Raw genomic sequence first — 12988 nt, 5'->3', positions numbered from 1 at the left:
GGGCCGGTTGTACGATCAGAAGCTTTCGTAGCGTGGAGAGACTCATGAGTTTTGATGAGTGATTCCGTAGGTTCTTGTTAGGATTGCGGTGTAAGCTGTGTAAAATGGTTTCATCGTCTTACGGAGGTGTACACTAACATGTGAATCCAAACACTTTCTTTCAAAATGCGGTTATCTGGTTCTATGTCGGGCGTGCGAGGACGATTGCGTATAGTGCAGACACATGCCGATAATCTCAACACCCATAGTTAGTGGCGCAACGAAAGAAACACCGAGGAGAATACTGTTGACAATCGTTGTCATTGTACTCAACAAGGTCATTGTTGCGATACCGCTACCAAGGAGGAGGATTGGTTGACTGGCGTTACGGCGGTAGCCGTAGAACGCGAGGGATACAATCACGGTGCCTAAAAGCAATTCCAGAGCCGTGAGGAACTGCGTGATTTGAACACCAGCAGAGGCGATCATATTCCCTCCCAGAGATCGGTAACTACATCCGCAAATTCTTGGGCTCGCGTGGCAGTCTGTACGCTTACTTTGAACACGCCTCCGTCCAGACTAACAACCAACTCGTCAAGTTGTGCCTTGTACTGTTTTCGATGATTGCCGTCGGGACCCGGAACGTAGGTCGCTCTGACGAGACCGTACTCCTCGAGTTTGTTTAATCGACGGTACACAGTGGAGTTGGACGTGTTACGTTGCTCGCTGAGTTCGGGTGTAGTCATGGGTTGACGGCTCGTGGCCGATAGCAGTGAGCGTGCGTACTCATCATCAAGCAGGGCAAACACCTCGTCTGGAGGGCAATCTGCGGCCACGGATCCCAATATCCGGGAGAAAATAATAAACCGGCACGCGGATTCGCTGACTCAGCGACTACACCCCACTCGCTTGGAACACGAACAGCTCTAGGAGGCACTCTATTCGCACGCTCATTCCACTGAGTGATTCGGCCGGGACGCGGTGAAACCGACACCGGAGAAATCACTGAGAAACGCTTTCCCGCCGGGAGACGCCCGCGGCCGACGGTCAGCGCGTCGCGTCCGCGTGCGAGTACGCGAACTCCCGCAGCAGTTTCCCGGCCACCGCCGCCGCCTGCCCGTCGTCGCGGTCGTTCACCTCGACGACGTCGAACCCGTCCGCGCTGGGCGCGACCGCCCGGACGAGGCCGCGGACCTCTCGCGGATCCAGTCCGAACGGCTCCATCGTTCCGGTTCCGGGGGCGTACGCCGGGTCGAGTCCGTCGACGTCGACGGAGCAGTACACCGACTCGCCGGCGAACGCGTCGCCGTCGAGCGCGTCGATCCACCCGCGAGCGTCCGCGGGCGCGACGACCTCCACGTCGGCGTCGGCCGCGCGGTCCCACTCGGCCTCGGAGCCGGTCCGCGCGCCGACGATCACGGCGCGGTCGACGCCGAGGTCGTCGAGACACCGGCGCGTGACGCAGGCGTGGTTCCACGGGGTCCCGTCGTACGCCTCGCGGAGGTCGAGGTGGGCGTCACAGACGACGAGGACGTCGGGGTCGACGGCGTCGACGCCCGCGTAGGTGACCGTGTGCTCGCCGCCGACGAGCAGGGGGACGGCGTCGTCGTAGACGACGCTCCGCAGTTCGGCGGCGAGGTGGTCGAGGTACTCGCGCTGGTCGTCCCACGGGCGCACGTCGCCGGCGTCGTGGACGCCGAGCGCGGAGAAGCGACTGTCGGTGCGGCGGTCGTAGTCGTCGTACGTCTCGGCGAATCGCCGGACCCGGTCCGGTCCGAACCGGGTGCCCGGCTGAAAAGTGGTCGTGGCGTCGAGCGGAGCGCCGACGACCACGTACGAAGCAGTTTCGCGGTCCGTCGTCGCTCCGGGGAACATTCCCGATTACCCGAGGATCTTCCGTTGGCCCTCGTAATCGAGGTACTCGATGTTGTCGTCCGAGGCGAAGTCCTCGCCCTCGGGGATCCGCATCGTGAACGTGTCGTAGGTGTCCAAGTCCATCACCTGGACCTCGTCACCGCTGACGTTGACGACCTGTCCCTGCTTCCGCTGGATGATCGGGACCCACACCTTCGCGTCGACCGGCTGCGAGAGCGAGCGCTTCTTGTCGTCGAAGACGCCCTTGCCCTCGACGCGGGCCTTGGCGCTGCCGTGTTTGCCGGGTTTGGCGGTGCTGTAATGGTCGATCTTACAGGGCGCGTCGTCCATCATCACGTAGCTGCCCTCCTGGAGTTCGCGAACCTGCTTCTGCTCTCGCGGCATAGGCGCTATTTCCGGAGGCGCGGGTATAAACGGTTTGGAACGCCGTCGGGCGGACGCTCGCGGCTCGCGACCGCGCCGATCAGGGGTCCAGTTCGTCGACGTACTCCTCGACGCCCTCGTCGTCGTCGGCGTTCCCGTCCGGCGGGACGAACTGCCCCGTGAGGAGGTAGCTGACGAGGAACATGACGATGAACCCGACGCCGACCGCAGCCGTCGTCCGGACGACGAACGGGATGTCGTTGAAGTACATGTAGCGGTCCGCGATCGCCATGCCGACGAACGCGATCACCAGAATCCGCTGCTCGTCGGTCGGGTCGCGGACGAGGCCGACCACGTCGTCTTTGAGGTCACCGAGCAGCCCCATCAGTCGTCACCCCCGCTCCGCGTCGCCGCGTCCTCCTCGGCGGCCGCGCCGCCGTCGCCGGCCCGTTCGCCCGCCGCCTCGATCACCCGGCTCACCCGGTCGAGTCCCTCCTCCAGTTCCTCGGTCGGGAGGCCGAACCCAATCCGGAACCGGTCCGGGAAGCCGAACAGGTGACCGGGCGCGAGGACGACGCTCGCCTCCTCGACGACCGTCCGGCAGAACGACTCGGCGTCGTCGAAGCCGTCGGGGACCGTCACGAACGCGTTGACGCCGACGGGGTCGAGCCAGTCGAGGTCGTGTCCGTCCACCCAGTCCGCGACGCGGTCGCGGTGGTCGGCCGCCAGTTCGCGGTTCTCCGAGAGGATCCGGTCCTCGCGCCGCCCGAGCGCCTGCTTGGCGACGTGTTGTCCGAAGAGGCTCGGCGAGATGGTGGTGTAGTCCTTCCAGCGCCACGCGCGCTCGACGACCGGCTCGGGACCGGCGATCCAGCCGAACCGGAGGCCGGCGAGCCCGTACGCCTTCGTGAGGCTGGTCGTCGAGATGCCGTGCGCGCCGTAGCTCGCGACCGGCGGCTGCGGCTCCTCGGCGAGCAGGCGGTACACCTCGTCGCACAGCAGGTAGGCGTCGTGCTCGACCGCGACGTCGTATATCGCCCGCATGGCGGCCTCGTCGTGGTACTGCCCGGTCGGGTTGTTCGGGTTGTTGACGACGATCACCGCGGTGTCGTCGCGGGCCGCGTCGGCGATCGCCTCGGGGTCCAGTTCCCACTCGGGCGGCTCCAACTCGACGCGGGTCACGTCGCCGAACGCGTCCGGGACGGCGTGGAGCGCCTGATACGTCGGCGTGACGACGACGGCGTGGGTGCCGGAGCCGACGCCGACCGGCGGGGCGTCCGACTCGTCACCGCCCCCTCCCCCGTCGACCGGGCCCTCGTCGCCGAGCAGCGAGAGGAACGTCAGGAAGTTCGCCTCCTGCGTGCCGCAGGTGAAGAGCACCTCGTCGGCGGACCGGCCGTAACGGTCGCCGACCGACGCCCGGAACTCGGGGTCGCCGTTCGTCGGGATGACGTAGCCGAGCTTCCCCGGGTCGAGGTCGAACCGGCTCGCGTCGAGCGACCGGATGCCGCTTTCCGCCAGCATGATGTCGGCCTCGTGTTCGTGCTCCGCGAACCAGCGTTCGAGGCCGAACGGGTCGATGCGCATACCGCCGTTCGGGCGGCCGCGAGGTTAGGTGCTGTGGTTGTTGGTGACGGTGTCGCGGTTGCCGGTGGCAGTCGCGGGACAAGCTGGCGTGTTCGGTGCTGTGGTGCTTCGACGATTCGCCGAGGAACGCTTCCGAAGTTCCAGCCGCTCACTCATGAATGTCTGCGGACGGATCGGCGGTGAACATCTCCAAAGCCCCAGTCGCGCTCGACTCCCACAGCTCGCTGCGGTCCTCGTCGCTCACTGCGTTCGCTCCTGCGGTCCTTGCGTCGCTGGGGTTCGCCGAGCGCGACTGCCCCTTTGAGTCCCGCCCGCCCGCAAACGCCCAGCACCTCACGCCTCCCCGGCCTCGCGGTTCGCTCGGGGCTCCCTGCGGTCGCCCCTCACTCACCGCGTCCCTCGCGCGTGCTCCTCGCGGCCACCTTCGGCGGCCACTCGGAGGCACGCGCCGACCGCAGTATTGTTTATAACTGATCGTCGCCACCGGTCGCCGGTGGTCACATATCGGCTCGCGGTCGCCGCGGCCACCGCAACGACTATCCTCGCCGATCGCGACAGGCCGGCATGGTTCTCAACCGGCAACGGCTGCTGGGCGTGCTGCTCGTCGCCCTGGCGACGCTCGCGGCGGCCGTGCTGGCGGAGGTGCTGCGGACGGTCGTGTTCGCGGTCACCGTCGCGTACGTCCTGTACCCCCTCCGGCAGCGGCTCGTCGGTCGCGGCCTCTCGCGTCGGATCGCGTGCGCCGCCGCCACCGCCGTCGCGTTCGCCGGTGCGACCCTCCTCGTCGCACCGCTACTGTACGCGCTGTACCGACGCCGCTCGCAGCTGATCGCGATCCTGGAGCGGGTCCCGGACGCCGTCCCGATCAGCGTCGGCGGCTTCGAGACGGTCGTCGAGATCGCGCCGTTCGTCGCGGCCGCTGAGACGTGGATCCGGGGAGTCGCGCTCGCGGTCGCGGGCGCGGCACCGGTGCTCGTTCTGGAGCTCGTCGTGTTCACCTTCCTCGTGTACGGCATCCTGTACCGGCCGGGAGCGGTCGGAACGGCGGTCTTCGGTATCGTCCCGGCCGAGTACCACGACATCCCGGCTCGACTCCACGAGCGGACGCGGGAGACGCTGTACTCGATCTACGTGCTACAGGCCGCGACCGCGGCGGGCACGTTCGTCCTCGCGCTCGCGGTGTTCCGGGCGCTGGGCTACGGCTCGCCGGTCCTGCTGGCCGTCATCGCGGGCATCCTCCAGTTCGTCCCCGTCGTCGGCCCGAGCGTCCTCGTCGTCGCGCTCGGGGCGGGTGACCTCCTCGTCGGCGAGACCGGGCGGGCGGTCGCCGTGCTCGTGATCGGGCTCGTCGTCGTCGCGTTCGTGCCCGACGCGGTGATCCGGACGCAGCTCGCCGACCGGACCGGGAAGATCTCCCCCGGCCTCTACTTCGTCGGATTCGTCGGCGGCATCCTCACGCTCGGTGCCGTCGGCGTCATCGTCGGCCCGCTCGTCGTGTCGCTGCTGCTCGAAGTGATCGACATGCTCTCGGAACACGGCTCGTCGTCGGGGTCCGCCGCGGCGGCGGCCGAGCCGGTCGAAGAGCGCGCGGATTCGGCGGACTGACCGGCGGCCGAGCGCCCGCATTCGCTCTCCGTCGCCGGTACCGCTTTCCCTCCGCCGGCCGTCCCTCCGATACCTGATGTCTTCGACGGACCCCCCGACCGTGATCGGCGACGCACCGACTCTCACGGCGCGACGGATCGACGGGCTCGCCGATCGCGTCGCTCGCTCCCGGCCCGCGAACGACGGCGACGGCGACGAAGCTGACGGCGGCGACACCGGCGATGACGACGGCGACGACCCCGACGCGATCGACGTGTTCGCCCCGGCGACGAGCGAGCGGATCGGGCGCGTTCCGGCCTGCGACGCGGACGACGTCGAGCGCGCGGTCGAACGCGCCCGAGAGGCGCAGGCGGAATGGGCCGGGACGCCGGCGGCGGAGCGCGCCCGGATCGTCGACCGGTTCGGCGACCTCGTCGCGGACCGGCGCGAGGAGCTGCTCGACGTGCTCCAGCTGGAGACGGGGAAGTCGCGGCGCACCGCGGTCGAGGAGCTGTTCGACGTGCCGACCGGCTGCTCGTACGTCGCCCGCGAAGCCCCCGACGCGCTCGCCGAGGAGCGCCGCCGCGGGGTCGCGCCCGGCGTCACGACCGCGACGGTCACCCGCGAGCCGGTCGGCGTCGTGGGCGTCATCTCGCCGTGGAACTACCCGCTCACGCTGTCGATGGCCGACGCGATCCCCGCGTTGGCCGCGGGCAACGCGGTGGTCCTCAAGCCCGACGAGAAGACGCCGTACGGGGCGCTGCTGCTGTCGGAGCTGCTCGAAGTCGCCGGACTGCCCGACGACCTCTTCCAGGTCGTCACGGGCGAGGGACCGACCGTCGGCCCGCCGCTCGTCGACGCCGTCGACTACGTCGCGTTCACCGGCAGCACGGCGACCGGTCGGGTCATCGCGGAGCGCGCGGGCCGGAACCTGATCGGCTGTTCGCTCGAACTCGGCGGCAACAACCCCCTCGTCGTGCTCGGGGACGCCGACGTCGACGAGGTCGCGCGCGGCGCGGTTCAGGCCTGCTTCTCGAACGCGGGGCAACTCTGCCTCTCCGCCGAGCGGGTCTACGTCGTCGAGTCCGCGTACGAGGAGTTCCTCGACGCGTTCGTCCGCGAGACCGAGGCGCTGACGCTCGGGACGGGCTACGACTACGACGCCGACCTCGGGTCGCTCGTCGACGCCGACCAGCTGGCCCGGGTCGAGTCGCACGTCGAGGACGCCCGCGAGCGCGGCGCGACCGTCGAGACCGGCGGGCGCGCCCGTCCGGACGTCGCCCCGTACTGCTACGAGCCGACGGTACTGACCGGCGTCGACCCGGACGCGACGGTCGCCTGCGAGGAGACGTTCGGGCCCGTCGCGACGGTGAGGCCGGTCCCGGACGCCGCGGCCGCGGTCGCGGCCGCCAACGACTCGCCGTACGGGCTGAACGCGAGCGTCTGGACGGCCGACCGCGAGCGGGGCGCGGAAGTCGCCCGCGAGATCGACTGCGGCACGGTGAACGTCAACGACGCGTTCCTCGCCACGTGGGGCGCGGTCGACGCGCCGATGGGCGGGTTCGGCGACTCGGGGTTGGGTCGTCGGCACGGCCACGAGGGCATCCACCGGTACACTGAGACCCGGACGGTCGGCGTCTCCCGGGTCGGCCCGCTGACGTTCCCGGATCGGATCCCGACCGACTGGTTCGTCCGGGGCGCGTTCGCCGGGATGCGGATCGCTCGCGGGGCGCGGCGCGGCGTCGACGCGCTCCGGCGGCGCTTGTCGCGTCGCTGAGCGGCGGTCGGTTATCGCGTCGCTGAGGAGCGGTCGGTCGTCGCGAAAAAAATCGGAACGGGGCGGGCTCGGGCTTACTCGCCGTCGTCGATCAGGTCGCCGAACACGGCGGCCGCGGTGTCCGGGACGTCGAAGTCGTGGTAGTGCTCGCCCTTCTCGTTCGAGAGGATGTCGAGCGCGGCCGCGGCCCCGTCGCCCGTCGAGATGACCGCCTGCCACTCCTCGGCGCGGGCCATCGCGCCGGTCGCGTAGACGCCGTCGACGCTGGTCTCCGTCGAGAGGTTGACGCTGACGGTGTCGTCGTCGTCGAACTCGCAGCCGAGCGACTCGGCGAGGTCGCGGTTCGCGCCCGTCGCGAGGACGACGTAGTCGGCCTCGTACTCGCCTTCCTCGGTCGTCACGGTGAAGCCGTCGCCGGCCGCTTCCACGTCGGTGACCTCCTCGCCCTGGTGGCGGTCGACGCCGAAGTCGTCCACCTGCTGGCGGGCGGTCGCCATGAACTCGCTGCCGCCGACGGAGCCGACGCCGAGGTAGTTGAACAGGTGCGCCTTGTGCATCCACGTCCCGTCCGTGTCGAAGAGGACGGTGTCGAGTCCGTTCTTGCTCGCGAACAGTCCGGCGCTCAGTCCGGCGGGTCCACCGCCGACGATTGCGACGTTTGTCATGGCCGCGTCAACGCGGTCCGGAACATAAGGGTTGGCGGAAGCGGAGAGCGGCGACCGCGGCCGCCGACGCACCCGAACAGAAGCTATTTGCGCCGACCCCCGGAGATCGATCCATGACTGACGGGCAGCCGCGGCGCGGGTCGGTTCGGGAGTCGCCCGACGCCGGGGGACCGCCGTCTCGCGACCGACCGGTCCGGGTCGGTGTGCTCGTCGCGCTCGGCGTCCTCCTCGTCGCGCTCGCGGTGGGGCCCGGCGGCGTCGCGGCCGCCGGCCACGCGGCCACGGGGCTCGGGGCCGCCGACGCCGCGGTCGACGACGGAGTGCCCCCGACGGCCGAGCAGAGCGGGTCCCCGCTCGCCGGGGCGAACGGAACGGTCGAACTCGTGGTGCGGTTCGACCCGGTCGACGACCCCGCCGCGCTCGGCGCGACCGACGGGGTTCCGGCGGCGGGCGCGAACGCCGGCGCGACGGTCGCCGACCTCCGTGACCACGCCGCCGCCGAGCGGAGCGCCTTCGAGTCGTTCGCCGCCGACCGCCCCGGAGTCTCCGTCGAGCGCGAGTTCTGGCTGGCGAACGCGGCGCTCGTCACCGTCGACGCCGACCGGGTGACCGCGGCCGACCTGCGCGCAGTCGAGAACGTCACGCGGATCCACGAGAACGTCGTCGTCGAGCCGATCGGATCGACCGGCACACAGCAGATCGAAGCGGACCCGGACGGCCGGGCCACGTCCGGACTGCGGCAGATCGGCGCGCCGACCGCGTGGCGGCGGTTCGGCACGCGGGGGTCGGGCGCGACCGTCGCGGTCGTCGACACGGGCGTCAGCCGGTCTCACCGCGACATCGACCTCGCGGGGTGGGCGTCGTTCGACGGGAACGGGACGCTCGTGAGCGACGACGCGTCGGAGGCGTTCGACCCCGACGGCCACGGGACCCACGTCGCGGGGACGGTCGCGGGCGGGAACGCCTCGGGGACGCACATCGGCGTCGCGCCCGAGGCGGCCCTCTACGGGATCGACGCGTTCGACGAGAACGGGACCGCGACGTTCGCGGCGGTCCTCGCCGCGATGGAACACGCGACGACGACGGCCGACGCCGACGTGCTCCAGTTGAGCCTCGGCGCGAACGGGACGTTCCGCGGGTTCGTCGGCCCGGTCAGGAACGCCCGCGCGACGGGCACGGTCGTGGTCGCGGCGGTCGGCAACGAGGGCGAGAACACCTCCTCGTCGCCCGCCAACGTGTACGACGCGGTCGCCGTGGGCGCGGTCGACGCCGAGGGGACCGTCCCGCCGTTCTCCGGCGGCCAGCGGGTCGACGCGGCCGCGTTCGGTTCGCCGCCGGACGACTGGCCGGAGTCGTACGTCGTGCCCGACGTGACCGGGCCGGGCGTCCGGGTCGCGAGCGCCGCGGCGGGCACCCGGAACGGCTACGTCTTCCGGCAGGGGACGAGCATGGCCGCGCCGCACGTGAGCGGGGTCGCCGCGCTCGCGGTCGCCGCCACCGACGGCCGGGTCGCCGCCCCGACGATCGAGGCCGCGCTCGTCGACACCGCGGTCCACCCGACGAACGCGACGGACCCCGACACCCGGTACGGGCACGGCGTCGTCGACGCGCCCGCCGCCGTGGGGGCCGCCGTCGAGGCGACGCCGCCCGCGGAGCCGACCGACGTGAACGGGACGACCGGGGGGAACGGGACGACCGACAGGAACGAAAACGGACCCGGGACGGGAGACGGCGGTACCGACGGGCGAGCGCCCGGATTCGGCGCGGTCGCCGCGCTCGCCGCGGTCGTCGCCGTCGCGCTCGCGAGCCGCTCCCGGGTCGGACGCGGCCGCGACTGACCGGGTTCGATCACTGGGTTTCCGGAGAAGAGTCCCCTGCGAGACGCTCTACTCGCCGAAGTCGGTGAGCGAGCCGGTGGGGTCGTCGTCACTTTCGCCGTCGCCGCTTTCGCTGTCGTCGCCCTCTCCGTCGTCTCCGCCCCCCTCCTCGTCTTCCTCCGCGGTCGCCGGGTCGCGCCAGGGGTTCTCGGGGTCGACCGGCTCGACGCCGCGGTCGAGTTCGTCGGCGTCGTACTCGACGTCCTCGTCGAGCAGCATCGCGAGCCGCTGCCAGCGCGCGCTCTGCTCGTCTTCGCCCTCCGGACCGACGCGCGCGCCGTGGGTCTTGAAGAATCGGGTCCCGCGGTCCAGTTTCGACCCCTCGCCGGTGTGGCCGTCGAAGACGGCGTCGAACCGGCCCTCCGGTTCGAGGTCGCCGACCGGGAAGTCGTGGGGCGGCTCCTCGCCGCGCTCGCGGGCCTCGGCCCTGACCTCGGCGACGGCGGAGAAGTAGGCGTCCGCGTTCGACGCCTCGCGGGTCGAGCGCGCGCGGGCGGCCGCCAGCGCGGCGTGGATCGCGCAGATCCGGCCCTTCCACTCGGCGGGGTCCCAGCGCTCGGTGGCGAGTTCCTCGTAGCGTTCGATGGTGAGCGCCACGTCGCTTCCCGCGCGGAGGTCCTCGACGACGTAGAGGTTCAGGCGGTCCCAGAGGTTCCACGCGTAGCCGGAGCGGGCCAGCTCCCACGCCGCCCACGCGGCGACCTCCTCGTCGGAGCGCCGGACCGCCTTCTGGAGGGTGCTGGAGACGACGTAGCGGCTGTAGCCGCCGTCGGTCTCGTTCGCCTCCTTCTCGTCGCCGAAGTCGTTCTCGCCCGTCGCGTCCGGCGTCGTCTCGGTTTCGAGGCTCCCGTCCGACCCGAACGTCGCCTGTCTGTCGTCGCCGTCGGCCATGGTGTCGCTCCCGCCGCGAGCGACTTAACAGCCCCGCGGCGGGCGCGGGGCTCGCGGGTCGTCGATCCGCGCCGCGGTACGGCGGATCACACTCGTTTTGAAAGGGAACCCTTAAGTTGAATCCAGCGGGTAGAATACGGTAACCGCCCTTAGCTCAGCCTGGTAGAGCAGTCGACTGTAGATCGACTTGTCCCCCGTTCAATTCGGGGAGGGCGGACTGAACCTCAACACCCGTGAGCGACAGCGAACGGGTGTTGACCGTGCGGGACGACCGACCCGAATCGAGCAGACGAGTCGCAGCCCGCGCAGTGAGCGAAGCGAACGAGCAGGACCGTCTCGGCGAGTTCAATTCGGGGAGGGCGGACTGAGTTTCCATATTCGTGAGCGGCTAGTCTACGTAACGCTCGGACGTTCGCGCTGATGCTCGTCGCGTTCATCGCGGGGGCGATGTGCCCGGCCTACTTCGCGCAGGAGCGGTTACGCGGGTTCGGGCGGCTTGTGCTAGCGAAGCTCGCGTACCGTCCGCCACCAGGTATGGACGAGGAGACCGCGATGGAGGAAGCCAGCGATGAGTGAGATCTTCGACCCTGAGGAGGAGCCAGACGGGGACGCACTCGCGCCGCACCACTTCTACGTCGGCGTCGCGCTGGCGCTGTTCGGATTTGCTTCGATCTGGCCGTACTACCCGGTGACCGGTGCGAGCTTCGCGTTCATCGGCCTGCTGGTCGCCCTTGATGATGTGATCGAGCACATGACGGGTTTCCCGACGCCGCTCGATAAGATTTGGAACTATCTAATATATCCGGTAATACAAAAGATAGAATCTAATTAAATCACACCTTCGTCTGCAGATCCGGGACTAAGGACCTGAATTCGCCGGATTATCGTATATATTCTTGTGACACCGCACTTAAACAGCATTGACATTATAGTGCTATGCGAATGGGAGATGGCTATCCATCTGATTGGAATTCTCGCCGGAAGAAAATCTACAAGCGCGACAATTACCGATGCCAGGAATGCGGATCTCTAGGGGGGAAACGTGGCAACGCAAAACTACACGCACACCATATAAAACCAAAATCAGAAGGGGGATCACACAGACAAGGTAATCTCAAGACTGTTTGTAAATCCTGTCATGAAAATATACACGGCCACGGAGTTGGAGGTAGCGCAACTTCCTCCTCAGGGAATTCAGATCAACAGGATGCCGCTGAAATGCTTATTACAATTGTCTTGATGGCTTGTGCTACTATTCTGGTCATTACTCTCATAGCTTTTGGACAAGTTCTCCCGGCTGGTGAGACTGTTACTGAGGACTACTCTATCGACTATATTGGAATGAGTGAAAATCCAGACACCGGCGATGTTACCTACGATTACAATCCTGGCCCATCTCTCAATGTCCAATATGAATTGTCAGACAACGTTATTTCACAGAACGATGAGGCACAACTGACTTTTAAAATTCACAATCCAAGTAATAACGATATTCGAGGTAATCTAAAAGTAAAGGTGAGGGCGAACTACGCCAATCGTGGAGAGTTGTCGGAAATTGACTTTGACCTTTCACCAGGACAATCAAAAGTTGTCAGCATTACTTCTCCCGGCTGGAAGTTCATTGCGAACTCAGGACCACACCCCCGAACAGCGACGTTTGGTGCTGAATCTCAGATATTTACTGAACAGTACAAGGAAATTGGTACCCACCGTCAAAGTGATGAGATGACATTGGAAGTGCGCAAGCCATTTTTTGACAGACTAGGCGTATATTGGCTAATCCTTCTGTTTGCGTCTCTCACCTATGGCTCGTACAAACTGTGGGGAAGAAGGTCAGAAGCGATCAACAGGAACTAATCGGTTATTTAGACCTCACACAAATGCCTGCGTTCGCTCTTCTGTATGCTCGCCAACGATCTCGTCGACGCCCTCCCGATCCATCATCGCTTTGTGTAGCGCTTCGGCGGTCGTCATCGGCTCGCTCATCTCATCGGCCTCGTCAATCCCTTCCTCCCACGCTTCACGTTCACGGACGGAAAACACCGCGATCGTCGAGGGCGGCGACCAACTCGCGGAGATCATCGCGATAAGCCGCTTTCAGTGTCATGTTCACTTTTACTCCTCACGTGTGGCTTACATCTTTCTTTAAAACCCCACTTCGTTCACCTGTGCCGCCAAGTAGGACGCAGCAGACGATGGTTGAGCAGCGCGCGAAGGAGCTGGAGGATTTCCAGCAGATGTTGAGACCGGAGACAGATACCGCGTTCGGTGAGGTACTTGAAATAATGGGCGCGAACGTTAGACGGTGTTCAGATAAGGTTTGAAAGTGAGGCGGTGCGTTTTCAAAGTGTTCTATGCCAGAAAACGACCGCCTCAGCGGCTGTTTAGAC

Annotated in this window: 15 protein-coding genes and 1 tRNA gene; 8 read left to right on the top strand and 8 right to left on the bottom strand. The window is 67.1% G+C overall.

Going from position 1 to position 12988, the window contains the following annotated elements; all coding sequences use genetic code 11:
• Positions 1–464: 464 nt before the first annotated feature.
• The 5 genes from C472_RS16080 to C472_RS00795 form a co-directional block, all read right to left on the bottom strand.
• Positions 465–788 carry an ArsR/SmtB family transcription factor gene (locus C472_RS16080; RefSeq protein WP_241432938.1) on the bottom strand — a complete coding sequence of 108 codons (324 nt, stop codon included), beginning with the start codon at positions 786–788 and terminating at the stop codon, positions 465–467.
• Positions 789–1026: 238 nt separating this feature from the next.
• A complete protein-coding gene (gene speB / locus C472_RS00810) occupies positions 1027–1854 on the bottom strand; it encodes an agmatinase (protein WP_006627873.1) in 828 nt (275 codons plus the stop codon).
• A 6-nt stretch (positions 1855–1860) separates the two neighbouring features.
• Positions 1861–2238 (bottom strand): translation initiation factor IF-5A, encoded by a 378-nt coding sequence (locus C472_RS00805; RefSeq protein WP_006627872.1) that lies wholly within the window; start codon positions 2236–2238, stop codon positions 1861–1863.
• 79 nt (positions 2239–2317) lie between these two features.
• Entirely contained in the window at positions 2318–2602 is a 285-nt protein-coding gene (locus tag C472_RS00800) for a hypothetical protein (protein WP_006627871.1), read from the bottom strand.
• Positions 2602–3804, bottom strand: coding sequence for an aminotransferase class I/II-fold pyridoxal phosphate-dependent enzyme (locus C472_RS00795; protein ID WP_006627870.1), 1203 nt, complete (start codon positions 3802–3804; stop codon positions 2602–2604). The genes C472_RS00800 and C472_RS00795 overlap by 1 nt, the downstream gene beginning before the upstream one ends.
• Positions 3805–4368: 564 nt before the next feature.
• On the opposite strand from C472_RS00795, the gene C472_RS00790 reads away from it, so the two are divergent.
• Complete coding sequence (locus C472_RS00790; protein WP_006627869.1) at positions 4369–5409, top strand: AI-2E family transporter; 1041 nt, start codon at positions 4369–4371, stop codon at positions 5407–5409.
• Positions 5410–5485: 76 nt separating this feature from the next.
• A complete protein-coding gene (locus C472_RS00785) occupies positions 5486–7165 on the top strand; it encodes a succinic semialdehyde dehydrogenase (protein WP_006627868.1) in 1680 nt (559 codons plus the stop codon).
• A 74-nt stretch (positions 7166–7239) separates the two neighbouring features.
• On the opposite strand, the gene C472_RS00780 is transcribed toward C472_RS00785, so the two are convergent.
• A complete protein-coding gene (locus C472_RS00780) occupies positions 7240–7830 on the bottom strand; it encodes an NAD(P)/FAD-dependent oxidoreductase (RefSeq protein WP_006627867.1) in 591 nt (196 codons plus the stop codon).
• 113 nt (positions 7831–7943) lie between these two features.
• On the opposite strand from C472_RS00780, the gene C472_RS00775 reads away from it, so the two are divergent.
• Entirely contained in the window at positions 7944–9668 is a 1725-nt protein-coding gene (locus C472_RS00775; RefSeq protein WP_006627866.1) for a S8 family serine peptidase, read from the top strand.
• Positions 9669–9716: 48 nt separating this feature from the next.
• On the opposite strand, the gene C472_RS00770 is transcribed toward C472_RS00775, so the two are convergent.
• A complete protein-coding gene (locus C472_RS00770; RefSeq protein WP_006627865.1) occupies positions 9717–10598 on the bottom strand; it encodes a hypothetical protein in 882 nt (293 codons plus the stop codon).
• Between the two features lie 143 nt (positions 10599–10741).
• On the opposite strand from C472_RS00770, the gene C472_RS00765 reads away from it, so the two are divergent.
• From C472_RS00765 to C472_RS16075, 4 genes are all read left to right on the top strand, one after another.
• A tRNA-Tyr gene (locus tag C472_RS00765) sits at positions 10742–10815 on the top strand.
• A gap of 203 nt (positions 10816–11018) precedes the next feature.
• Positions 11019–11174: a hypothetical protein gene (locus tag C472_RS17410; RefSeq protein ID WP_006627864.1), complete on the top strand. Its 156-nt coding sequence runs from the start codon at positions 11019–11021 to the stop codon at positions 11172–11174.
• Positions 11167–11430 (top strand): hypothetical protein, encoded by a 264-nt coding sequence (locus C472_RS00760; RefSeq protein WP_006627863.1) that lies wholly within the window; start codon positions 11167–11169, stop codon positions 11428–11430. Before C472_RS17410 ends, C472_RS00760 begins: the two co-directional genes overlap by 8 nt.
• Positions 11431–11540: 110 nt before the next feature.
• Complete coding sequence (locus C472_RS16075) at positions 11541–12455, top strand: HNH endonuclease (protein ID WP_006627862.1); 915 nt, start codon at positions 11541–11543, stop codon at positions 12453–12455.
• A gap of 15 nt (positions 12456–12470) precedes the next feature.
• On the opposite strand, the gene C472_RS00755 is transcribed toward C472_RS16075, so the two are convergent.
• Complete coding sequence (locus tag C472_RS00755; protein WP_006627861.1) at positions 12471–12680, bottom strand: hypothetical protein; 210 nt, start codon at positions 12678–12680, stop codon at positions 12471–12473.
• A gap of 113 nt (positions 12681–12793) precedes the next feature.
• On the opposite strand from C472_RS00755, the gene C472_RS17950 reads away from it, so the two are divergent.
• Entirely contained in the window at positions 12794–12922 is a 129-nt protein-coding gene (locus C472_RS17950; RefSeq protein ID WP_275039730.1) for a hypothetical protein, read from the top strand.
• Positions 12923–12988 lie beyond the last annotated feature (66 nt).

Source organism: Halorubrum tebenquichense DSM 14210, assembly GCF_000337415.1.
GTDB classification, from domain to species: Archaea; Halobacteriota; Halobacteria; order Halobacteriales; family Haloferacaceae; genus Halorubrum; species Halorubrum tebenquichense.
Note: the sequence above shows the minus strand (reverse complement) of the source record. Positions and strands in the feature narration are given on the sequence as shown.

What these genes read in the sequence shown, in the direction of transcription:
- speB (WP_006627873.1), bottom strand. Translation starts at nt 1,854, where the DNA reads ATGTTCCCCGGAGCGACGACGGACCGCGAAACTGCTTCGTACGTGGTC.
- C472_RS00805 (WP_006627872.1), bottom strand. Translation starts at nt 2,238, where the DNA reads ATGCCGCGAGAGCAGAAGCAGGTTCGCGAACTCCAGGAGGGCAGCTAC.
- C472_RS00800 (WP_006627871.1), bottom strand. Translation starts at nt 2,602, where the DNA reads ATGGGGCTGCTCGGTGACCTCAAAGACGACGTGGTCGGCCTCGTCCGC.
- C472_RS00795 (WP_006627870.1), bottom strand. Translation starts at nt 3,804, where the DNA reads ATGCGCATCGACCCGTTCGGCCTCGAACGCTGGTTCGCGGAGCACGAA.
- C472_RS00790 (WP_006627869.1), top strand. Translation starts at nt 4,369, where the DNA reads ATGGTTCTCAACCGGCAACGGCTGCTGGGCGTGCTGCTCGTCGCCCTG.
- C472_RS00785 (WP_006627868.1), top strand. Translation starts at nt 5,486, where the DNA reads ATGTCTTCGACGGACCCCCCGACCGTGATCGGCGACGCACCGACTCTC.
- C472_RS00780 (WP_006627867.1), bottom strand. Translation starts at nt 7,830, where the DNA reads ATGACAAACGTCGCAATCGTCGGCGGTGGACCCGCCGGACTGAGCGCC.
- C472_RS00775 (WP_006627866.1), top strand. Translation starts at nt 7,944, where the DNA reads ATGACTGACGGGCAGCCGCGGCGCGGGTCGGTTCGGGAGTCGCCCGAC.
- C472_RS00770 (WP_006627865.1), bottom strand. Translation starts at nt 10,598, where the DNA reads ATGGCCGACGGCGACGACAGACAGGCGACGTTCGGGTCGGACGGGAGC.
- C472_RS17410 (WP_006627864.1), top strand. Translation starts at nt 11,019, where the DNA reads ATGCTCGTCGCGTTCATCGCGGGGGCGATGTGCCCGGCCTACTTCGCG.
- C472_RS00760 (WP_006627863.1), top strand. Translation starts at nt 11,167, where the DNA reads ATGAGTGAGATCTTCGACCCTGAGGAGGAGCCAGACGGGGACGCACTC.
- C472_RS16075 (WP_006627862.1), top strand. Translation starts at nt 11,541, where the DNA reads ATGGGAGATGGCTATCCATCTGATTGGAATTCTCGCCGGAAGAAAATC.
- C472_RS00755 (WP_006627861.1), bottom strand. Translation starts at nt 12,680, where the DNA reads ATGATCTCCGCGAGTTGGTCGCCGCCCTCGACGATCGCGGTGTTTTCC.
- C472_RS17950 (WP_275039730.1), top strand. Translation starts at nt 12,794, where the DNA reads ATGGTTGAGCAGCGCGCGAAGGAGCTGGAGGATTTCCAGCAGATGTTG.